Here is a 20617-nt window from a genome sequence, read left to right on the forward strand (position 1 = left end):
TCCCTTACGAGTAGGTGCCGACGAGGGCGGTGATGAGCAGGCCCCAGCCATTGGCGAGCACGAACAGCAGGAGTTTGAACGGCAGCGCGACGGTCACCGGGGGCAACATCATCATGCCCAGTGACATCAGCGACGCCGAGACGACCATGTCGATGACCAGGAACGGGATGAACAGCACGAAGCCGATGAGCATGGCGGCGCGCAACTCGGAGAGCACGAAAGCCGGGATCAGCGTGCTGGTCGGCACGTCGGTGGCGTTCGCGGGCTTCTCGTTGCCCGCCACCTTCGTGAACAGCGCGATCTCCTCCGGTCGGGTCTGCTTGAGCATGAACTCGCGCAACGGCTTCATCCCGTCGTTGAACGCGACCGACTGCGTCTTCTCGCCCTTGAGGTAGGGCTGTACCGCTTGCGAGTTCACCTCGCTGACCACCGGGCCCATGATGAACAGGCTCAGGAACAGCGCCAGTCCCGCCAACACCTGGTTCGGCGGGACGTTGGTCAATCCAAGGGCATTGCGTGTGATGCCGAGCACAACGAAGATTTTGGTGAAGCTGGTGCACAGCAGCAGCAGCGACGGCGCGACCGACAGCGCGGTCAGCAGCAGCAGGATGACGATGGACTCGGACGGCTTGTCCGGGGTGCCGACGGTGACGGTGACGCCGCTGGGCTCGCTGGGCTGGATCGGCTCGACCGGCTGGACCACCGCGGCCGGGACGGTGACCGGCCCGGTCTGCGCCGAGGCCGACCCGACCGAGCCGAGCAGTCCGATCAGCACCACCAGCATCGCCAGGACGCTGGAGCGCCGGATCCGGCCCAGCCGGGCGGCACCTGCCACCGCCGCGCTCACTTGCGCACCGACCGCTCGCGCAGCGCGTCCAGCGCCTGCTTCCAGGTGCTCGGCGACAGCGCCGACCCGGCCAGCGAGCCGGGCTGGTCCAGCTCCGGCTTGAGCGGCGGGCGCGGCTCGGGCACCGCGAAGGCGTCCGCGTCGGCCACGTGCAGCAGGTTCACCTGGTGGTCGGTGACGCCGAGCACCAGCGCGGTCTTGTCCACCTGGATGACCGCGACGCTGGCGCCCCGGCTGAGCTGGGTGCGCGCCAGCACGTCGAGCGCGCCGCCGCGGCGCCGGTTGCGCATCGGGCGCCGCGCCAGCCGCGCGGCCAGCCACAGGGCGGCCAGCACCAGCAGCAGGGCGATGAACACCCGCAGCAGGTCCGCCATCAGATGGCGTCCGCCGCCGCGCCCGCCAGGATCTCGGTGATCCGGATCCCGAAGTTCTCGTCGACCACCACGATCTCCCCGCGCGCGATGAGCCTGCCGTTGACCAGCACGTCGGCCGGGGCGCCCGCGGCCCGGTCGAGTTCGATGACCGACCCGGAGCCCAGCGAGAGCAGCTCGCGCACGGTCATCCTGGTGCGGCCGAGCTCGACGGTCACCTCCATCTCCACGCCGCTGAGCAGGTCCATCGCCGAGGTGGCCGACCGGGTGGGGTTGGCCGACTGGCGCGGCGCTGGCGCGCTGGGCTTGGGGGTGGACAGCACCACGACCGCCTGCATCGCGGCACCGGCGGTCAGCGGGACGCCGATCAGCGTCCCGGTCTCGGCCATCGAGGCCAGCGCGGCCTCGGGGGTGCTCTGCCTGCCCGGTCCGGCGACCGAGCCGAGCACCTTGGCCGCGGCCTCCAGCGCGGGCGCCACGGCCGCGCCGAGGTCCAGTTCGCCGAGCGGGCTGGACTTGAGCGCCTCGACCAGCTCCTGGTTGACCAGCACCGCCAGCGTGCCCTGGGTCTGCCCGCTGAGGTCGGCGCACACCGCGGCGCCGGGCAGCGCGAGGGACCCGGCGTCGCCGACCGGCGCGCCGACGGTCAGCGCCTCGCTGGCGGGCAGCACGGTCAGCGCGGCCTCGGCCGCGGCGCGCACGGCGGCGGAGGAGTCGGTGTGCGTGCTGGTCATAGCTGGATGTCCTCCGTGTTCGCGGCCACGACCTGGCAGGCCAGGCGGGCTCCCTGCTTGGTGGCGACGGCGTGGCCGAAGACCCGGCCCGCCGTGGTGATGTCGAGCGGGCGGTCCACCGGGTGGCCGAGTGCGAGCAGGTCCCCCGGGCGCAGGTCGAACAGGTCGTTGGAGCGCAGCTTGGCCGGGGCGAAGCGCACCGCGATCTCCACCGGCACCTCGCGCAGGCCCTGGGTGAGCAGGTCGCGGGCGGCCTGCTGGGCGGCGCGCTCACCGGCGGTGGTCTCGTCGCTCTCGCTGTGCCTCTGCAGCGAGGGCAGCACCGACTGCAGCGGCACGGTCAGCGTCAGCGTGCTCTCCGCGTCGGCGACGTGCAGGTCGAACCTGGCGGTGACCATCACGTCCGCGGGCCCGCCGACCTGCACCAGCTGCGGGTTGTACTCCAGGGCGCCCAGGATCGGGTCCACCCTGACGAACTCGGCCAGGCCGATCTTGAGCTCGGTGAGCACGTCGCCGAGCAGGTCGCGGATGAGCGGGGTCTCCAGGTCGGTCAGCGGCCGCACGTGCTGCTTGCCGCCCGACCCGCCGAGCAGGTGGTCGATCAGGGTCAGCGCGGTGACCTGCGGAACCTCCAGGACGGCGACGCCGGGCAGCGGGTCGAAGCGCAGCGGCGCGACCACGACCGGTTCGGCCTCGCGGGCCAGGAACTCGTCGACCGACATCTGCTCGACCGAGGCGACGGTGACGCGGCAGACCACGCGCAGCTGGGAGGTCAGCAGGATGGCCAACCGGTGCGCGAACGTGTCGTAGGCCAGCTGCAGGGTGCGCAGGTGCTCGCGCGGCAGCTTCGCCGGGCTCAGGAAGTCGTAGCTGGCCAGCCGACGCCCGTCGGTGACGAGCCCGCCGGTCTTCGCGCCGCCAGCCCGACGGCCCGGTGATGACGAAGGTGTCTGCACTCCGCCTCTATCGGCCGGGTCGCCGGGTATCTGAGTGAGGTACCGCTCGATGTCCTCCGATCGGGTGATGGGTCCGATTGGGACCGAGGTTCATCCGATCGGTGTTGGTGTGCGGGATTCCGCCTGCCACCCGCGGGGTGAGTCCGATCGGGACCGGGGCTGGGTCGGTCCCGATCGGACTGCACGATCCCCGCGAAGGGGGAGCACGGGTCCTACTGCATGACGAACTCGGTGAGGTAGATGTCCATCACTTCCTCGTCGTAGGCCTTGCCGATCTTCTCCTTGAGCTCCTTCTTCTGCTCCTCGCGCGCGGCGTTGCTGGAGAGCTCGGCGACGGTCTTGTTGCTGAACTGGGCGACCGCCAGGTCCAGTGCCTTGCTGCCGTCGAGCTTCTCGGTCACGTCGGCGGTGGCCTGCAGCGCCATCTTGAGCTTGAGGTAGTGCCCGTCGGTGAGGTTCATCGTCACCGCGTCGAGCACCAGCACCTCGCCCGGCTCCGGGGGAGCGGGCTCGCTGGAGCGGAACAGGAAGAAGTACGCCCCGCCACCCCCGCCCAGCAGTACCACGAGCACCAGGATCAGCAGCAGCTTCTTGTTGCCCTTCTTCTCCGGCGCTTCGGTCTCGTCGGTCTTCTTCTCGGTCTTGCCCATGGTTCCTCCCTCCGGATCAGTGTTCGGTCGCCGCGGTCGGCAGCAGGGCCTTGACCTCGGCGGACTGGTCGGACATCACGACCACCTCGACCCGCCGGTTGCGGGTCACCGACAGCGGGTCGCTCGGTGCGTACAGCGGCTTGGTGTCGGCGTAGCCCGCCGCGGTCATCCGCGACGAGGGGACACCGTGCCCGAGCAGGTAGCGCACCACGCTGGAGGCCCGCGCCGTCGACAACTCCCACGAGCTCGGGTAGTTGCGCGTCGGCACCGGCAGCTGGTTGGTGTGCCCGCCGACCTCCAGGTGGTTGGGCAGCATGGCCAGCGACGGCGCGATCGCGTCGAGGACCTCCTTGCCCTGCACCAGCAGTTCGGCGCTGTCGCCCGCGAAGACCACCGAGCTGGTGACGATCGTGACGACCAGGCCGCGCTGGTCGATGGTGAACTGCACCGAGTCGGTGAGCCCGGCCTTCGCCAGCAGTTCGGTCATCTGCTTCTGCACCTCGCGCAGCTTGGCGACCTCCTGGCGGGCCTTCTCCAGGTCGGCCGCGGCCTTGGCCCGGTCGGACTGCTGGACCGCCTTCTCCGCCTCCTGCTTGCTCATCGTGGTGACGTCGGCGCCCTCGCCGCCCGCCGCGGACTGCAGGTCGATCTTGTCAGGGCTGACCCCCGAGGTGTCCGGGCTGCCGGAGGCACCCCCGACGACCAGCGACTGGCTGCCGCCGAAGGCGCCTGCCAGGCTCTCCTTGAGCTGGTCGAACTTCTTCGCGTCCACTGTGGACATCGCGAACATGACGATGAACAGCACCATCAGGAGCGTGATCATGTCGGCGTAGGTGAGCAGCCAGCGTTCGTGGTTCTCGTGTTCTTCCTCGTGGCCGCCGCCGCGGTGCTTGCGCTTGCCCGACATCAGGCTGCCTTGTCCTGCTCGGCGCTGGCGGGCACCAGGCTGCGCAGCTTGCGGGCGACCAGGCGCGGGTTGGACCCGGCCTGGATGGCCAGCACACCCTCGAGCGCGAGCATCATCTGCTCGCACTCCAGCTCGCTGATCCGCTTGAGCCGGTTGGCCATCGGCAGCCAGAACACGTTGGCCGTCATCACGCCGAACAGCGTCGCCACGAAGGCGCCCGCGATCAGGTGGCCCAGCTGGCTCGGGTCGGCCAGGTTCTCCAGCACGTGCACGAGGCCGAGCACGGTGCCGATGATGCCGATGGTGGGCGCGAAGCCGCCCATGTCGGTGAAGATCTTGGCGCCGACCTTGTCGTGCTTGCGCTTGGTCTCGATCTCCGCCTCGAGGATCTCGCGGACCTCGTCGGAGTCGGTGCCGTCGATGGCCAGTTCCAGGCCCTTGCGCAGGAACGGGTCCTCGACCTTCTTCGCCTCGTCCTCCAGGGCCAGCAGGCCCTCGCGGCGGGCGCGGTCGGCGAGCTTGACCACGACGTCGATGACCGCGCCGCCCTCGATCTTGGGCGAGAGGAACGCGCGCTTCATCAGCGCGATGACGCCGACGGCGTCCTTGAGCATGCCGCCCGCCATCGCCACGCCGAAGGTGCCGAACACCACCAGGATGATCGGCGGCAGCAGCAGGATGGACATCGGGTCGCCGCCCTCCATGAGCATGGAGACGACGATCGCGACCAGTGCGAGGCCTACGCCAGCGAGACTTGCCGGATCCATCAGATGCCCCTTTCCGGCAGGTGCAGCAGGGTGGCCTCGCCGGAGTCGACGAGGGTGGGAACCGGCCGGTGGTGACCGTGGTCCGCGGCGTCCTGGGCCTGGCCGAGGATCTCCGCGCGGTGCTCGCGCACCAGGGCGGCGAGCTCGTCGAGCGACTGGGCCACCACGTACTTGGCGCCGTTGACCAGGGTGATGACCGTGTCCGGGGTGGACTCGGCCCGCTCCAGCAGGTCCGGGTTGAGCGCGAAGGGTTGGCCGTTGAGCCGATTCAGCAGTATCACAGCGTCCGTCCTTGGGGTGCCGTCCGAGTTGGGCCCGTCCGTGGACCCCCGTTGGTTCAACCATCGGCAGGCGGCTCACCCGGTTGAGGTGAACCGCCCGCCGCCGGTCGACTAGCGCTTGAGGTTCATCAGGTCCTGCAGCAGCTCGTCCGAGGTGCTGATGATCTTGGAGTTGGCCTGGAACCCGCGCTGGGCGATGATCAGGTTGGTCAGCTCCTGGGCGAGGTCCACGTTGGACATCTCCAGGGCGCCGGAGACCAGCACGCCCATGCCGTTGCTGCCGGGGGCGTTGACCTGCGCGGCACCGGAGTTGGCGGTGGCGCGGTAGAGCGAGCCGCCGATCTTCTCCAGGCCGGTGACGTTGGAGAACTTGGCGATCGAGATGCGGCCGATGTTCTGCTGCTGGCCGTTGGAGGCCAGGATGCCGACCAGGGTGCCGTCCGGGGACAGCGAGTAGCTGGCGTAGGTGGTGGAGTCGATGGTCAGCGCGCCGATCGGCTGCGACTGGTCGATGACACCGGCGGTGCCCATCCAACCCTGCACCAGGCCGCCGTCGGCGGAGGTGAGGCGGCCCTGGGCGTCGGAGGCCATCGAGCCCGCGCGGGTGTAGGCCTGCTGGCCCGCGTTGTCGATGACGAAGAAGCCGTCACCCTGGATGAGCATGTCGCCGGTGCGGTTGGTCAGCTGGCTGTTGCCCTGGGTGAAGTTCACGCTGGTGCCCGCGGTCTTGACACCGAGACCGACCTGCGCGGGGTTCTGCGCCGCGGTGTTGGCGCCCGCCGCGGCGGCCGTGCGGATGCTCTGGCTGAGCGCGTCCTCGAACACCACCGCCGAACTCTTGAACCCACTGGTGTTGACGTTGGCGATGTTGTTGCCGGTGACGTCCATCATGGTCTGGTGGCTGCGCAGGCCGCTGATGCCCGCGAAGAGGGAACGCAACATAGGGTTTCCAGCCTTCTTCTCGTGGTCGACTACAGGTCTAGGGGTGTTGGGGTACTGGGGTGGGTCAGGCGGTGCGCTGACCGGTGACCAGCGACAGCGGGACGTCGGCGTTGCCGATGCGCACCGTGGGGCTGGCGCCGAAGGTGGCCGAGCTGACGGTCCCGGTGAGGGTCTCGCCGTCGACCTTGGTCTTGTAGCTGACCGCCTTGCCGACCAGGGCGCTCGCCTGCGCGCTCAGCTGCGAGGTGAGCAGGCTCGACTGCGAGTCGGCCAGCGCGGTGAGCTTCTCCACCTGGGTCAGCGTCGCGGTCTGGGTCATGAACGCGGTCGGGTCGGTCGGGCTGCTCGGGTCCTGGTAGCGCAGCTGCGCGACCAGGAGCTTGAGGAACGCCTGCGAGTCGAGGCCGGTCAGCGCGCTGCTGTTCTTGGCCGTGGTCGCCGCGGGGGCGCCTGCCTGGGTTCCCGAGATGGGGGCGGTCATGTGTCTCCTCGCTCCTAGGCGTGCAGGTCGAGCACACCCGCGGAACGCGCGGGCGCGGCTGGGCCGGTGGTCTGGTGGTCGGGTGCGGTGCGGACCTCGCCGCGGCTGGTCGCCGCGGCGGTCCACTGGTCCCACTGGGCGCGCTGCGCCCACTGCTCACCCGAACCGGCGTTGGTGCCCGCGAAGGCGCCGTCACCGACCAGGCACGAGGTGAACCCGGCGCGCTCGAGCTCGCGGCGCAGCTCCGGGAGGGCGGCGCGCAGCGCCTCGCGACCGGCCTCGGTCGCGCTGCCCAGGTCCAGGTGGATGTCCCCGCCCTGGATGCGCGCGGTGAGGCTGACCGGGCCGAGGTCGACCGGGTGCAGGTGCACGGTGAGGGTGTGCTCGCCGTTGTGGCCGTGCAGCGGGCTGAGCTCGCTGGCCAGCTGGTGCGCGTTGTGCACGTGCACCGGTGCGGCCGGGGTCTGCGGCGCCTGCGCGGCGTCGACGGCCTGGGTGCGGACCGCGGTGAAGTCCACCCCGGTCAGCGGCGCGGCGACCGGGGCGACCGGCTGGTCGGCGGTCGGCGTGGCCTGAGTGGACACAGTGGACGCCGTTGCCTGCGCGGCGGCGGTGTCCACCAGCGACAGCTGCTGGACTTCGGCGCTCGCGGTCGGGTCGATCCCCGCGGTCGCCCGCTCGGTGCCGGACTTGTCGTCGCGGTCGGACTTGTCGCCGTCGGTGGCCTTCTCGCCCGGCTTGACCGTGGCGGTGCCCTGGGTGGAGTTCACCTGGGCGTCGCCGGTCTCGGCGGAGGTGGCCTCGGTCGACTGGGCCTTGGCGGTGTGGCTGGGCAACGCGACCTCGACCGGGGCCGCGGGCTGGGTCTGAGCCAGCACGGTCCCGGTGTCGGTGGTCGGCGCGGTGGCCGACAAGGTGGTCGCGTTGTCCACGGTGGAGTTGTCGGCCGCCGCGGGCCGGGTCTGCAGGGGGACACCCGTCTCGCTGCCGGTCGGCACCTGGTTCGCACCCGTGGGGCCTGTTGTGGGGGTCTGCGCGGCGCTGAGGGCCTCGCTGCCCACCTGGACGGCGGTCTCCGGCGCGGTTGTCCCGGGTGCCGCGGCGAGGGCGGTAGCGGGCGACTCGGGGGCGGTCTCGGTGGACACCGCCGCCGCGGCGGGCTGGGACGCCGCGGCGGCGGGAGTCTGCGGACCCGGCACAACGATCGGGACGGCCGTCGCCATCGGGGCCATCGTGACGACCGGGTCGGTCGAGACGGGAGTGGCCGGTGTTTCCGCGGTGAAGTTGGTGTTCGCGGGCGGTGTGGCCGCCGCGGGGGGTAGACCGAGAGTCGGCACCCCGAGGCCGGACATGAGCACCGCGGTGGCCTGTCCCGCCGCGTCCGGTGCGCTTTCCGCCGCAGGGCCGTCCTCAGTGGACTCGCTCAGGCCCGCGGTGAGCGCGCTCAGCAGGGAAACCTGCCCGGTCGCGCTCGGGTCTGCGGTGGTCGGCGCTGCAACGGTCGCGGAGGTCGCGATGGCCTGCAGCAGGTCGGCGAACGCGGGTGCGGCGGTCGAAGCGGTCTTGTCGCCGGTCCCCTCGGCGGTGCCGCCAGTGGTGGTGGCGGTGGTGGTGGGCCTGGTCAGCGCCGGGCTCATACCGGGGATGGTCATGCCGCGGCTCCCGCGTTGAGGTTCGCCATGATCTTCTTGACGTAGTTCTGGGTCTCGTTGTACGGCGGGATGCCGTCGTACTTGCGCACCGCGCCGGGGCCCGCGTTGTAGGCGGCCAGCGCGAGCGGGACCGTGCCGAAGGTCTCCAGGTGGCTCTTGAGCAGCCGCGCGGCACCGTCGACGGCCTGCGTCGGGTTCATCGCGTCGACGCCGAGGCCCTTGGCGGTGGCGGGCATCAGCTGCATCAGGCCCTGGGCACCCGCGCTGCTGACGGCGTTGGGGTTGTAGTTCGACTCCTGCTTGGCGACCGCCGAGAGCAGCCCGGACGGCAGGCCGTACTTCTGCGTCGCCTGGGTGAACAGCGACGAGTACACCGAGGACCCGCCGCTGGAGACCCCGTACTTGCCGGTGAGCGCGGTGAGCGTGTCCGCGCCGGTGAGCCCGGACAGCGAGGACAGGGCGGAGGTGTTCGAGGAGGTCTCCGGCAGCACCCGTCGGATCGCGGTCGGCGTCTCGTAGACCTTGCCGACCGTGACGTCCTGGCCCGCCTCGGGCGCGTGGATCATCTGGCCGTCGCCGATGTAGATGCCGATGTGGTGCACCGGCGAGCCGAAGGCGACGAGGTCGCCGGGCTTGGCCTGGTCCAACGAGGGCACCGCGGTGCCCACCTTGGCCTGGTCGCGGCTGACCCGGGGCAGGTCGACACCCAGGTCGCCGTAGACCCGCTGCACCAGGCCGGAGCAGTCCAGGCCGGTCGCGGGGTCGGTGCCGCCCCAGACGTAGGGGATGCCGAGGTACTTCTGCGCCGCGGTGACGGCGTCGGCCCCGGTGGCGGTGCCCGCGGACTCCGCGTCGCCCAGCGCGCCGGTCAGCGCGGAGGCGAACTCGGTGCCGGAGCTCGCGTCGACCTGCTGGGTCTTGCCCGGCAGGAGGGCGTCGATCTCCGCCATCCGCGACATGATCGCCTGGATACCGCTCATAGGTTGTCTCCCCGCCCGTCACCGCGTCGTGTTCCGGCCACTTCGTCAGCCACCCGCTGCTCGGCCGCCAGATCGGCCAGCCGCTGCTCCTCGGTCACCCGCTCGACCAATTTCTCCACGCCGCGCCGCTTCTGCGCCGCTTCGCGCAGAACGCCGTTCTCGGCCTCGCTGGCCGCCCGCGCGGCCCGCTCGTGCGCTCGGGCCTCGCTCAGCGCCACGGCCAGTGCCCGGCCCGCGGCGATCGCGGCGACGTAGCTGGCGGAGTCCCCGTCGCGGGGACCTGCCCACGCGCGCAGCGACTCGGCGCGCGACTCGGTGTGCGCGCCCGCCTCGGCCAGCACGGCGTTGGCCCGGGTCACCGCGCTCTTGGCGATGTCCTCCTGGGCCTTGCGCGCGCGCAGCACGGCTGCCAACTTGGTGCGGATCGTCATCACAGACCCCCATCGGCAGCACCGTGCAGCAGCTGAGACAACTGCTGCCACGCCACATCCGCCGACACCTGGTCGTCGATGCTCTGGCGCAGGAACTCGTTGATCGGGCCGCGCAGCGCCAGCGCCCGGTCGGCGTCGGGGTTGGTGCCCGGCACGTAGGCGCCGATCTCCACGAGCTCGCGCACGTCGCGCTGGGCGGCGAGCAACCGGCGCAGGGTCGACGAGTCGCCGCGCTGCGCCGGGGTGGTGATGGCGCCGGTGACCCGCGACACCGACTCCAGCACCTCGATGCTGGGGAAGTGGCCCGCGGTGGCCAGTTTGCGGTCGAGCACCACGTGACCGTCCAGGATGGACCTGGCCGCGTCGGCGATCGGCTCGTTGTGGTCGTCGCCCTCCACCAGCACGGTGTAGAGCCCGGTGATGCCGCCGACCGGGGCGGGCCCGGCCCGCTCCAGCAGGGTGGGCAGCAGCGCGAACACCGACGGCGGGAAGCCGCGGGTGGCGGGCGGCTCGCCCGCGGAGAGGCCGACCTCGCGCTGCGCCATGGCGATGCGGGTGAGGCTGTCCATCATCAGCAGCACGTTCTTGCCGGTGTCGCGGTAGAACTCGGCGATCCGGGTGGCCACGAACCCGGCGCGCAGCCGCACCAGCGGCGGCTGGTCGGAGGTCGCCACGATGACCACCGAGCGGGCCAGGCCCTCGGGACCCAGGTCGTGCTCGAGGAACTCGCGCACCTCGCGCCCGCGCTCGCCGATCAGCGCGATCACGGTGATCTCCGCCTGGGTGCCCCGGGTGATCATCGACAGCAGGCTGGACTTGCCGACGCCCGAGCCCGCGAAGATGCCGATGCGCTGCCCGTGCCCGCAGGGGACCATCGTGTCCAGCGCCCGCACGCCCAGCTGCAGCGGCTCGCTGATCAGCGAGCGCTCCATCGCCGACGGCGGCGCCATGTCCACCGACACCCGGCTCATCCCGCTCAGCGGCGGCCCGCCGTCCATCGGCCTGCCCAGCCCGTCGAGCACCCGCCCGCGCAGCTCCTCGCCGACGGCGATGCGCAGCGGGCCACCGGTGTTGACCACCGGGCTGCCCACGCCGACCCCGCCGAGCGGGCCCAGCGGCAGGCACACCACGCGCTCGTGGTCGAGCGCGACGACCTCGGCGAGCAGCGGCTGCTCGTCGGGGCCGATCTGGACCAGGTCGCCGATGCGGGCGACGATGCCCGACACGGTGACCGCCAGGCCGACGACGCCGACGACGACGCCGGTGCGGGTGGGCTTGGCGGCGGGCAGCAGCGAGGCGAACCGCGCGCCGAACACGGGGTGGTCGATGGTCTGGGTCACGGGGCCAGCTCCGCTCGGATCCGGGCCAGTGCGGCGCCCAGGGTGGCGTCAACGGTGGTGACGGCGGTCAGCGCGATCGCGTCACCTCGGGACACGGTCTGGTCGGCCACCAGGGTGACCTCCCGACCGGGGGTGGGGTCGCCGTCGGCGGTCAGCTCGGCGAGGTCGAGCGGGTTGACCCGCACGGTCACCGCCGCGGTCGCGGGCAGTGCCCCGACCGCGCGGGCCAGACCGGCGCGCGCGCTGTCGGTCACCGCGACCGAGAGCTGGGTGCCCAGCATCGCCTCGGCCAGCTCCACCGCGGCGGCCAGCACCTGCTCGGCCAGGTCCTCGGCGCGGCGCACCGTGGTGGCCAGCACCTGCCTGGCCGCGGTGTCCACTGCCGACACGGCGAAGTCGGTGCGCTGGGCGCGCTCGCCGAGCAGCCGGTCCAGTTCGGCCTTGGCGCGGTCTCGGGCGGCCGTGGTGGCCTCCCTGGCCTCGCGCATGCCCTGCGCCCAGCCGGTGGCGTAGCCCTCGGCGTGCGCACCGGCGCGACCGCTCTGGTTGGCGGAGGTGACACCGATCTGGAACGGCACGGCGGCGTCCCCGCCGCGCACCACGGTCCCGATCCGCTCAGGCGACGAACTCATCGTCATCCCCCCGCCGCAGCACGATCTGACCGGACTCCTCGAGCGTGCGGATCTCGCCGATGATCTTGGCCTGGGCCTCCTCGACGACCCGCAGGCGGATCGAGCCGAGCACCTCGATCTCCTCGACCAGGCTCTCCGCGGCGCGCTCGGACAGGTTGCGCAGCACCTTGTCGCGCACGTCCTCGCGCACACCCTTGAGCGCGGTGGCCAGGTCGGCCGGGGTCACGTTGCGCAGCACCAGCTGCAGCGACTTGTCCTCGATGCCCACCAGGTCCTCGAACATGAACATCTGGCTGCGGATCTCGTCGGCCAGCTCGGGGGAGCGCTTGGCCAGCCCGTCGAGGATGGAGCGCTCGGTGGCCCGGTCGGAGCGGTTGATGATGTCCACCAGCGGACCGACGCCGCCGATGGTCGACACGTCCGAGGGCTGCAGCAGCGACGAGAGCTTGCGCTCGAGCTGGTTCTCCAGCTTGCGCACGATCTCCGGGGAGGTGCGGCCCATGGTCGCCACCCGCAGCGCGACCTCGCTCTGCCGCTCCGGGGCCAGCCCGCCGAGCACGGCGGAGGCCAGGTTCGCAGGCATGTGCGCCAGCACGAGGGCCACCGTCTGCGGGTGCTCGTCCTGCACGAACGAGAGCACCTGGCGCGGCTCGGCCCGCTGCAGGAAGCGGAACGGGACGTCGACCATGGTGGCCCCGATGCGCCCGACGATCTCGTCGGCGCGGTCGTGGCCCAGGGTCTCGATGAGCAGCTCGCGGGCGTAGTCCATGCCGCCGTGCGCCACGTGCTTGCGCGCCTTGGCCATCGCGTGGAACTCGTCGAGCACGGTCTTGGTGTAGGTGGCGTCGACGGCGCCGAGCCGGGCGACCTCGGCGGAGAGCATCTCCACCTCGGCCTCGCGCAGCTTGGACAGCACCTTGGCCGACCCGTCCTTGCCCATCTGCAGCAGCAGCACCGCGGCCTTGCGCAGGCCCTCGGGGGTGTTGGCGATCTCGGACATGTGGGTCAGGCCCCCTTCGTCGCGAGCCAGCCGCGCAGCAGCCTGGCCACCTCGTCGGGCTGCTCGTCGACGAGCGCCTCGATCTCCTTGAGCTTGCGTTCCTGCGCGCCGTCCACGTCGCCACCGGTGCCGCTGCCGATCGCGGCCAGCTCACCGGCCGCCGACTCCAGGCGGGCCTTCTCCTCGGCGGCCTCGATGGCCACGGCCCTGGTGCGCTCGAGCTCAGCCTTGATCTCGTCCAACCGCTGCAGCTCGGCGGCCTGCAGCACCCGGTTGCGCTTGCGGCGGCGGCGGGAGGCGAACCAGGTCACCAGCAGCAGCACCAGCACCGCGAGCGCCACGGCGCCCTGCTTGATCAGGCCCATCTGCTCGGCCTTGGTGGCGTCGGCGGTCTGCGTGGCCAGTTCCTGCTGCGCGGCGTCGGCCGCGGCGGTGTTGAACTTCATCGAGCTGACCGCGAGGGTGTCGCCGCGGGTGGCGTCCAGGCTGACCGCGGAGGCGGCCAGTTCCCGGATCTGCGCCAGGTCGGCGTTGGCCAGCGTGGTCTCGTCCAGCAGCACCGCGACGCCGAGCTTGCGGACCTGGCCGGGGGCGTTCTGCCTGGTCTCGATGACCGAGTTGACCGCGTTGTTGCGCACGGCCTTCTGCTGCGAGTAGGTGCCGTTGCCGTCGGTGGTGGTGGAGCCGGTGCTGGTGGTGTCGCCCTCGGTGCCGTTGGTCTGGCCGAGGACCCCGCCGTTGGCGCCCGAGGCGCCCGCGCCGGTGCCGGTGTAGGTCTCGTCGGTGGTGTTCTCCGACAGCGCAGGGGCGTCGGACTTGGTGTAGGTCTGGCTCTTGGTCTCCGAGGTGTCGAAGTCCAGGTCCGCGGTGACCTTGACGACCGCGTGGTTGGGGCCGACGACCTGGGTCAGCAGCGACTGCAGCGAGCTGGACAGGCGCTGCTCGTAGGCGGCGGTCTCCTGCTGGCGGGTGCTGGTGGACCCGGTGTCACCGGCGCCGGGGGCGGCGAGCACGGTGCCGTCGGACCCGGCCACGGTCACGTTGTCGGGGTCCATGCCCTCCACAGCCGAGGCGACCAGGTGCACGATGGTCTGCACCTGCTCGGAGCCCAGCTTCTTGCCCGCCGAGGTGGCGACCATGACCGAGGCGGTCGGCTTGGTCGCGTCGTCGGAGAAGACGTCCTTGGTGGGGATGGCGAGGTGGACCGAGGCGGCGGTGACGCCGTCGATCGACTTGATGGTCTTGGTGAGCTCACCCTCCAGCGCCCGCTGGTAGGTGACCTGCTGCATGAACTCCGAGGTGGTCACGCCCTGCTGGTCCAGCAGCGAGTAGCCGGTGTCCTCGGAGGCGGGCAGACCGGCGGAGGCCATCTTCAGCCGCAGCGAGTACAGCTGGTCGGCGGGCACCATGATCGTGGTGCCGCTGTCGGCCAGCTCGTAGGGGATCGCGCTCGCGTCGAGCTCGTCGACGATGGCCGAGGCGTCCTTGGCCGCGAGGTTGGAGAACAGCGGCGAGTAGTTGGTGGTCGCCGAGAAGAACGCGAAGTAGACCCAGATCCCGATAGCCGCGACGAGCACGCCCGCCACCACGACGATCTTCTGGCCGAGCGAGAAGGCCTTGAAACCGTCGACAACCCTGCGCAGCAACACCATGATCCGGTCCTGGTTCACGCCTGCAGCCTCATGATCTCCTGGAAGGCCTCGACGGCCTTGTTGCGGACCTGGACCGTCAGCTGCGTGGTCAGGTTGGCCTCGGTGGCCGCGGCGAGGTAGTTGTGCACGTCGATGTCAGAGCCGGTGGCCGCCTTGACGGCGAGGTCGGCCGCGCGGTCCTGGACCTGCTGGCTGTTCTGCAGCGCCTGGCCGATCATGGCGCCGAAGTTGGCACCGGAGGCGGCGTTCGCGGCGGAGGTGTCGGCCACCGAGATCGGGGCGACGACGGCGGGCGGTGCGATCGCGGACGTGATCGCGCTGATCGGGCTGCTCACGCGTTCTTCCCCAACTGTAGGGCGGCCTGGTAGGCCGAGGTGGCCCGCTCGACGGCGGCGATGTTTGCCTGGTACCCGCGCTGGGCCATGATCAGGTAGCCCATCTGCTCGCTCAGGTCGATGTCCGGGTACCGGACGTAGCCCTTGGCGTCGGCCAGCGGGTGGGTGGGCTCGTAGACCATCCGGCCGGTCTTGTCGCCCGAGAGCACCTGGGAGACCACGGTGCCGTTGTGCGTCGGCAGCTCCTTGGCCACGACGAAGCGCTCCTGGAAGGCGGGACCGTTGGTGGAGGCGACGTTGTTGATGTTGGCCATGTTGTCGGCGACCGCGTCGAGCCACTTGCGGTGGACCGAGACGCCGCTGGCGGCCGTGTCGATGATGTTGAACATGCTCAGCGCACACCCTTCAGCACGGTGCTGACCAACCCGTAGCGGTCGTCCATGGCGCGCAGCATCAGCTGGTAGCGCAGCCCGGTCTCGGTGGAGCCCAGCGTCTCCTCGTCGAGGTTGACGTTGTTGCCGTCCTGGCGGGCGGCCAACCGGGAGGTCGACACCGAGGCGCGCACACCGGTGGCGCCGTCGCCGTCGGAGATGGCCTGCGCCAGCGCGGTCTCGAACTCGACCTTCTTGGCCTTGAAGTGGGGCGTCTCGATGTTGGCGATGTTGTTCGCCTGGACCCGCTGGCGCATCGCCAGACCGTCCAATGAGGCCCGCACGGCCTGGGTGGTCAGATCGTCGAACACGACCGGTGCTCCTTCATGCCGGTTGGTCGCCGATCCGTGGCGGGTGAAACTGAGCGTTCCGTGCTCACGGGCTTCTTCGGCGTCGTGAGGAGAAGTCTGAGTTCCGGGTGGTGGTGTCGCGGCTGCCGTTCGGTTGCCACTCGGGTGCTCTTTCACCAGGTCATCGCCATGGTCACCGGAGTGGCCCCGATCACAGCCCGCGCGCGTTCGCGATCATCCGACCGCCGGGTACCGACACCGGCGCGGGAATGGACCGCGCCCGCGACCCTGGGAGGAGGTGGGTCGCGGGCGCGGTCGTACACGCGGCCGGGCACTGGCCGCGGGTCTACTGGGGTTGTTTCTCGCCTAACCGGTCACGCGGCTATGTCGACTCACATGGCCACGTCGACGTAGCTGGGGCGGGCGGGGTCGCGGCCGTCCTCGACCATCTTGCCCAGCACCAGCGAGTGCATCGCCGCACCCGACATCGCGGCGGCCAGCTTGGTGGCCACCTCCAACTGCCTGCGCAGCACCGCGTCCGCGCGCGGGCGCATGTCCAGCGGCAGCGGCCCCAACCCCGCTGGCGGGGTCCACGGGTCGAACTTCGGCAACTCGCGGAGCATGTGCTCCTCGGTGAGCAGTGCCTCGGCGGAGGCCACATCGGACTCCAACCGGTCGAGCGCCGTGGCCCAGGCCAGGTTCCAGGCGCCCGCCGTGTCGCTCACTTCGACCCGTTCGCCGGGAGGGCTTCCACAGCCTCCCGCCAGGCGTCGCGCAGCGGTTCGACCACAGCGAGCGCGGCACGCACGGCGGCGGCGTCCTGCTTGAGGTTGGCGCGCATCAGCTCGGCCAGCAGGAACGCGTACAGCCCGGCCAGCTCCTTGCCGCCCTCCCAGGCCTCCGGGCGCAGGGAACCCTGCAGCTCCAGCAGGATGTCCTGGGCGTGCAGCAGCAGACCCGACGCGGTCTCGCGGTCGGCGGCGTCCAGTGCCTCGGCGCCGCGGGAGAGGTCAAGGCACAGGCGGTCGTAGAGCATCACGAGCAGGCGACCGGGGGTGGCGGTGGTGACCGAATCCGCGAGGTAGCGCTGGCGCAGTGCGGGGCTCGACATCAGGGTTCTCCTCGGCTACGAGCTCAGGCCAGCGAGCTGGCTGGAGAGCCAGCTCGACTGGTCCTTCAGCTTGCCCAGCGCGGTTTCCAGGTTCGTGTACTGCCGTTGCAGGGCGACCTTCTTGGACGCCAGCCTGCCGTCCCAGTCGGTGATCTGGTCGTTGAGCTTGCGCACGTAGGCGTCACCGTTCTGGATGACCAGGGTGAGCTTGCCGGTGGTGCTGTTGCTGACCCCGTCGGCCACCTCGGTGTAGCGGCCGGTCAGCGTCGTGCCGATCTGGGCCTTCACCGCGGCCGGGTCCTTGCCCGCCGCCGCCAGGAACGCGGTGCGGTCGAACTTCAGCGCGCCCGTGCGGTCGAGTGACACACCGGAGGTGCTGAAGGTCCCGTTCGGGACGCCGCTGCTGACCGAGGTGAGCAACTGCTCGCGCAGGCTGCGCACCATCGGGTTGCCCGCCAGCACCCCGGCGGTTTTGGTGGTGGCGTTGTAGGCGGTGTAGCCGTCGATCAGCGACAGCGCCGAGTTCACCGCGGTGACCAGCGACTGGGTGGCGTCGGCCGCCTTGCCCTGGTCGGCGGTCGTCGAGACGGTGATGCCGGACTCGACCTTGGCCGCGGTCACCGTCACACCGGGGATCAGGCCGGTGAAGGTGTTGTCCGCGCTGGAGAGCTTGTAGCCGCCCGCGTTCGGGTTCCCGACGGTGACGATGCCGTCCGCGCCCTGCGTCATGACCGCGGTCGCGTTGGTGAGCCCGGAGACGCTGAACGACTTCGCCGCGCCGGTTCCGGTCGCGGAGAACTGCAGCACCTGGCCGGTCGTGGTGGTCAACACCGTCGCGCGCACACCGGCGTTGGCGCCGTTGATGGCGTCGGCGACACCCTGCGGGGTGTTGGTGGTGACCGCGACGTTCACGGTCTTGTCGGCGAAGACCAGGTCGAGCGAGGCACCCGCGGCGGGCGTGCCGTTGCCGGGCACGGCGGAGGTCAGCACGTGCGTGGTCGCCAGCGAGGTGACGTCGAAGGTGGCGGTACCCGGCAGCGCGGTGGTCGACGCGGCGACCGAGACGGCCGAGGACGAGGACGTCGCCTTGACCGCGGTCCACGTGGTCGAGGCCGCCAGGTCCTTGGCCGCGTTCTGCACGGCCAGCATCCTGGCGTTGATGGCCTGGTAGGCGGTGGTGAGCTTCTGCTGGTCGCTCACCTTGCTCTTGAGGCGGGTCTGCGGCGCCGCCTCCAAGCTCATCAGCTGCGAGATGATGGAGGTGGTGTCCAGGCCGGTGACGAGTCCGTCGACACTTGTCATGTGAGGGGCCTTCTTCTTCGTCCGGGGTCAACCACTACATCGGCCCGGCGGGGCCGGGCATGAGAAAAGCCCGGGCACTGATCTGGCTGATCAGTGCCCGGGCCGAGTTCACTCAGCCACGCAGGAGCTGCAGAACGCTCTGCGGAGCCTGGTTCGCCTGGGCGAGCATCGCGGTGCCCGCCTGGGACAGGATCTGCGACCGGGTGAACTTGACCATCTCCTGCGCCATGTCGGTGTCGGTGATCGCCGACTTGGACGCCGAGAGGTTCTCCACCTGGACGTTGATGTTGTTGATGGTGTGCTCGAACCGGTTCTGGTACGCACCCAGCTGGCTGCGGGCGGTCGACAGGTTCTTGATCGCCGCGTCCACCGCGTCGATCGCGTTGCGCGAGTTGGTGGTGTTGCTCAGCGACACGGCGGTGCCGACACCCAGGCCAGCGCTGTCGAAGCCGGTGGCGGTGGAGCCGGTGGTGCCCGCGACCGCGGTGCCCGCGGTCAGACCAGCAGCCGACGAGGAGACGGTGATGGTCTCGGACTGAGCGACCTTGGACGAGATCTTCAGGTCCGCGCCCGCCTTGGTGGCGACGAACGAAGCGCTGAAGGAAGCGTTGCCGTTGAGCTGGTTGACAACGTCGTCCAAGCTGGACGGGCTGTTCAGCGTGACCGTGGCACCGTTGCCGCCGATGGAGGCGGTGATGGTCTCGGTGTCGAGGGCCGCGCTGAAGGTGCCCGACAGGGTGTTGCTGGCCTTGGTACCGGCGGCACCGAACACCGACGCGTTGAGCGAGACGTCGATGCGGTCGTCGGTGGTGTTGTTGGCGCCGACCTGGAAGGAACCGGTGTAAGCGGTACCGCCAGCGGTGCCAACGGCCAGCAGCTTCTGGCCGCCGAAGGAGGTGGTCTTCGCGATCCGGTCCAGCTCGGACTGCAGCTGGCCGAACTCGGTCTGAGCCGCCGCCTGGGCGTTGGTGTCCTGCGACCCGCCGTTGGCGGACTGGACAGCCAGGTCACGCATGCGCTGCAGGATCTCGGCCGACTCGTTCAGGGCGCCATCGGCGGTCTGAACGACGTTGACGCCGTCCTGGGCGTTGCGGGTCGCGACCTTGAGGCCACCGATCTGGGCCTGGAGGCCCTGAGCGATCGACATGCCCGCGGCGTCGTCCGCGGCGCGGTTGATCCGCAGGCCAGACGAGAGCTTCTCCAGCGAGCCCTGCATCTGCTTGTCGTTGACCGACAGGTTGCGGTACGCGTTCATGGCAGCGATGTTGGAGTTGATGCGCAGACTCATGATGTTTCCTCCTTGAAGAGAGTCCCTATCCCCGCCCTTCCGTGGGCAGGCACCGAGTAATTCGGCGCTCCCGGCCCGGACCTGAGCGCCGGCGGGAAGATTCTTTGTAGTTGGTCTTGCTTTTCCACTTCCCGCACGTCAACGCGTCAATTCGGCACGACGAGCGACAAACTGAAGCGGGACGGAAGCCTGTTACTACGCGGACATGTCGACCGGGACGCCCTGGGCGGTGGTCTTGGCCAGACGGGTCCGCAGGGTGCCCTGCGCCGCGACGGCGGCGTAGTAGGAGGCGCGGCGGCGGGCGGCGCAACCGTCCGGCTTGTCCGCCGACGACACGCGCTCCGGGTCGAGCTGGGAGTTGATGCCCTCGCGCAGCAGCGCGGTGGCCTCGGCGCGCAGCTGCGAGACCCGCGACTCGGTGACCCCGAGCCGCTCGGCGATCTCGGCCATCGGCCGGTTGTTGAAGTAGTACTCCTCGACCACGACGCGCAGCCGCTCCGGCAGCACCTCGACGGCGTCGCGCAGGTAGCCGACCCGCTCGCGCTCGACGATGAGGTCCTCGGGGGTGGCGCGCTCGTCGGGGATGACCATCTCGCTGGCCTCGGGGCCCTCGGAGACCACCGACTGCAGGCTCACCACGAAGGAGCGCTGCACGTCGTCGCGGATGGACACCACGGTGCGCACGTCGGTGTCCAGCGCCGCGGCGAGCTCGGCGTCGGAGGGGACCCGGCCGTGCTCGGCGACGAAGGCGTCGCGGGCGCTCTCCAGCTTGCGGACCTTGCCGCGCACCGAGCGGCTCGCCCAGTCCTGGCCGCGCAGCTCGTCGAGCAGCGCGCCGCGGACGCGGACGGCGGCGTAAGCGGGGAAGGGGACACCGCGACCGGCGTCGTAGGCGTGCGCCGCGGCCACGAGGGCCTCGGAACCGGCGGAGAACAGCTCGTCGCGGCGGACGTGCGCGGGAACCCGGGCCAGCATCTCCCGGACCACGTGACCGACCAGCGGCAGGTTCGCCGAGATCAGGCTGTCGGTGTCGGTGGTACGGGTGGTGGTGGGGTTCTCCGACATTGCTTCCTCCGCCGCTCATCCATCTGGGACGCCTTGGGCGGTTGGTGTGTCCGCCCTGATGACGTCAAAGGTGGGGGTCGGAGGGTGCGTCCCAAGTGCCTCACGGGTGCGTCTGGGGTGCGAGGTCCGGAAACGCTTTGCTGCGGTTTCCTCAAGCGTGCCCCCACCGGGC

General features: G+C 70.7%; 25 protein-coding genes. All 25 read right to left on the reverse strand.

Going from position 1 to position 20617, the window contains the following annotated elements; translation table 11 throughout:
- Nucleotides 1-4 precede the first annotated feature (4 nt).
- The 25 genes from fliP to JOD54_RS17950 all read right to left on the reverse strand — a co-directional run bounded on the left by fliP (nt 5) and on the right by JOD54_RS17950 (nt 20445).
- Nucleotides 5-847: a flagellar type III secretion system pore protein FliP gene (gene fliP, locus JOD54_RS17830; RefSeq protein WP_307860148.1), complete on the reverse strand. Its 843-nt coding sequence runs from the start codon at nt 845-847 to the stop codon at nt 5-7.
- The gene (gene fliO, locus JOD54_RS17835; RefSeq protein WP_204451609.1) at nt 844-1221 is read right to left on the reverse strand and encodes a flagellar biosynthetic protein FliO; all 378 of its coding nucleotides are present in this window, start codon (nt 1219-1221) and stop codon (nt 844-846) included. The genes fliP and fliO overlap by 4 nt, the downstream gene beginning before the upstream one ends.
- Nucleotides 1221-1952 carry a flagellar motor switch protein FliN gene (gene fliN / locus JOD54_RS17840; protein WP_204451610.1) on the reverse strand — a complete coding sequence of 244 codons (732 nt, stop codon included), beginning with the start codon at nt 1950-1952 and terminating at the stop codon, nt 1221-1223. Before fliN ends, fliO begins: the two co-directional genes overlap by 1 nt.
- Entirely contained in the window at nt 1949-2908 is a 960-nt protein-coding gene (locus JOD54_RS17845) for a flagellar motor switch protein FliM (protein WP_204451611.1), read from the reverse strand. The genes fliN and JOD54_RS17845 overlap by 4 nt, the downstream gene beginning before the upstream one ends.
- Nucleotides 2909-3120: 212 nt before the next feature.
- On the reverse strand, nt 3121-3558 hold the full coding sequence (locus tag JOD54_RS17850; protein ID WP_204451612.1) for a flagellar basal body-associated FliL family protein: 438 nt from the start codon (nt 3556-3558) through the stop codon (nt 3121-3123).
- 16 nt (nt 3559-3574) lie between these two features.
- On the reverse strand, nt 3575-4465 hold the full coding sequence (locus JOD54_RS17855; RefSeq protein WP_204451613.1) for a flagellar motor protein MotB: 891 nt from the start codon (nt 4463-4465) through the stop codon (nt 3575-3577).
- Entirely contained in the window at nt 4465-5232 is a 768-nt protein-coding gene (locus JOD54_RS17860; RefSeq protein WP_204451614.1) for a flagellar motor protein, read from the reverse strand. The genes JOD54_RS17855 and JOD54_RS17860 overlap by 1 nt, the downstream gene beginning before the upstream one ends.
- On the reverse strand, nt 5232-5513 hold the full coding sequence (locus JOD54_RS17865) for a flagellar FlbD family protein (RefSeq protein WP_204451615.1): 282 nt from the start codon (nt 5511-5513) through the stop codon (nt 5232-5234). Before JOD54_RS17865 ends, JOD54_RS17860 begins: the two co-directional genes overlap by 1 nt.
- Before the next feature lie 111 nt (nt 5514-5624).
- Nucleotides 5625-6455, reverse strand: a complete 831-nt coding sequence (locus tag JOD54_RS17870) for a flagellar hook-basal body complex protein (RefSeq protein WP_204451616.1) — start codon at nt 6453-6455, stop codon at nt 5625-5627.
- 64 nt (nt 6456-6519) lie between these two features.
- Nucleotides 6520-6936 (reverse strand): flagellar hook assembly protein FlgD, encoded by a 417-nt coding sequence (locus tag JOD54_RS17875; protein ID WP_204451617.1) that lies wholly within the window; start codon nt 6934-6936, stop codon nt 6520-6522.
- A gap of 14 nt (nt 6937-6950) precedes the next feature.
- Nucleotides 6951-8588 carry a flagellar hook-length control protein FliK gene (locus JOD54_RS35080; RefSeq protein ID WP_204451618.1) on the reverse strand — a complete coding sequence of 546 codons (1638 nt, stop codon included), beginning with the start codon at nt 8586-8588 and terminating at the stop codon, nt 6951-6953.
- Entirely contained in the window at nt 8585-9568 is a 984-nt protein-coding gene (locus JOD54_RS35085) for a transglycosylase SLT domain-containing protein (protein ID WP_204451619.1), read from the reverse strand. Before JOD54_RS35085 ends, JOD54_RS35080 begins: the two co-directional genes overlap by 4 nt.
- On the reverse strand, nt 9565-9999 hold the full coding sequence (locus tag JOD54_RS17890) for a flagellar FliJ family protein (RefSeq protein ID WP_204451620.1): 435 nt from the start codon (nt 9997-9999) through the stop codon (nt 9565-9567). The genes JOD54_RS35085 and JOD54_RS17890 overlap by 4 nt, the downstream gene beginning before the upstream one ends.
- Nucleotides 9999-11339, reverse strand: coding sequence for a FliI/YscN family ATPase (locus JOD54_RS17895; RefSeq protein WP_307860149.1), 1341 nt, complete (start codon nt 11337-11339; stop codon nt 9999-10001). The genes JOD54_RS17890 and JOD54_RS17895 overlap by 1 nt, the downstream gene beginning before the upstream one ends.
- Nucleotides 11336-11971, reverse strand: a complete 636-nt coding sequence (locus JOD54_RS17900) for a FliH/SctL family protein (RefSeq protein ID WP_204451621.1) — start codon at nt 11969-11971, stop codon at nt 11336-11338. The genes JOD54_RS17895 and JOD54_RS17900 overlap by 4 nt, the downstream gene beginning before the upstream one ends.
- The gene (gene fliG, locus JOD54_RS17905) at nt 11955-12971 is read right to left on the reverse strand and encodes a flagellar motor switch protein FliG (protein WP_204451622.1); all 1017 of its coding nucleotides are present in this window, start codon (nt 12969-12971) and stop codon (nt 11955-11957) included. Before fliG ends, JOD54_RS17900 begins: the two co-directional genes overlap by 17 nt.
- Nucleotides 12972-12976: 5 nt before the next feature.
- Nucleotides 12977-14641, reverse strand: a complete 1665-nt coding sequence (fliF, locus tag JOD54_RS17910) for a flagellar basal-body MS-ring/collar protein FliF (protein ID WP_204451623.1) — start codon at nt 14639-14641, stop codon at nt 12977-12979.
- Nucleotides 14638-14958 carry a flagellar hook-basal body complex protein FliE gene (gene fliE / locus JOD54_RS34215; RefSeq protein ID WP_204451624.1) on the reverse strand — a complete coding sequence of 107 codons (321 nt, stop codon included), beginning with the start codon at nt 14956-14958 and terminating at the stop codon, nt 14638-14640. The genes fliF and fliE overlap by 4 nt, the downstream gene beginning before the upstream one ends.
- A complete protein-coding gene (locus tag JOD54_RS17920) occupies nt 14955-15347 on the reverse strand; it encodes a flagellar basal body rod protein FlgC (protein ID WP_204451625.1) in 393 nt (130 codons plus the stop codon). The genes fliE and JOD54_RS17920 overlap by 4 nt, the downstream gene beginning before the upstream one ends.
- A 2-nt stretch (nt 15348-15349) precedes the next feature.
- A complete protein-coding gene (locus JOD54_RS17925; protein WP_204451626.1) occupies nt 15350-15700 on the reverse strand; it encodes a flagellar basal body rod protein FlgB in 351 nt (116 codons plus the stop codon).
- 371 nt (nt 15701-16071) lie between these two features.
- On the reverse strand, nt 16072-16404 hold the full coding sequence (locus JOD54_RS17930; RefSeq protein ID WP_204451627.1) for a hypothetical protein: 333 nt from the start codon (nt 16402-16404) through the stop codon (nt 16072-16074).
- A complete protein-coding gene (gene fliS, locus JOD54_RS17935; RefSeq protein WP_204451628.1) occupies nt 16401-16790 on the reverse strand; it encodes a flagellar export chaperone FliS in 390 nt (129 codons plus the stop codon). Before fliS ends, JOD54_RS17930 begins: the two co-directional genes overlap by 4 nt.
- A 15-nt stretch (nt 16791-16805) precedes the next feature.
- A complete protein-coding gene (gene fliD / locus JOD54_RS17940; RefSeq protein WP_204451629.1) occupies nt 16806-18092 on the reverse strand; it encodes a flagellar filament capping protein FliD in 1287 nt (428 codons plus the stop codon).
- A 112-nt stretch (nt 18093-18204) separates the two neighbouring features.
- Nucleotides 18205-19380: a flagellin N-terminal helical domain-containing protein gene (locus tag JOD54_RS17945; RefSeq protein ID WP_204451630.1), complete on the reverse strand. Its 1176-nt coding sequence runs from the start codon at nt 19378-19380 to the stop codon at nt 18205-18207.
- Nucleotides 19381-19575: 195 nt separating this feature from the next.
- Nucleotides 19576-20445 carry a sigma-70 family RNA polymerase sigma factor gene (locus JOD54_RS17950; RefSeq protein WP_204451631.1) on the reverse strand — a complete coding sequence of 290 codons (870 nt, stop codon included), beginning with the start codon at nt 20443-20445 and terminating at the stop codon, nt 19576-19578.
- Between the last annotated feature and the right edge of the window lie 172 nt (nt 20446-20617).

The sequence above is a fragment of the Actinokineospora baliensis genome, from assembly GCF_016907695.1.
GTDB lineage: Bacteria > Actinomycetota > Actinomycetes > Mycobacteriales > Pseudonocardiaceae > Actinokineospora > Actinokineospora baliensis.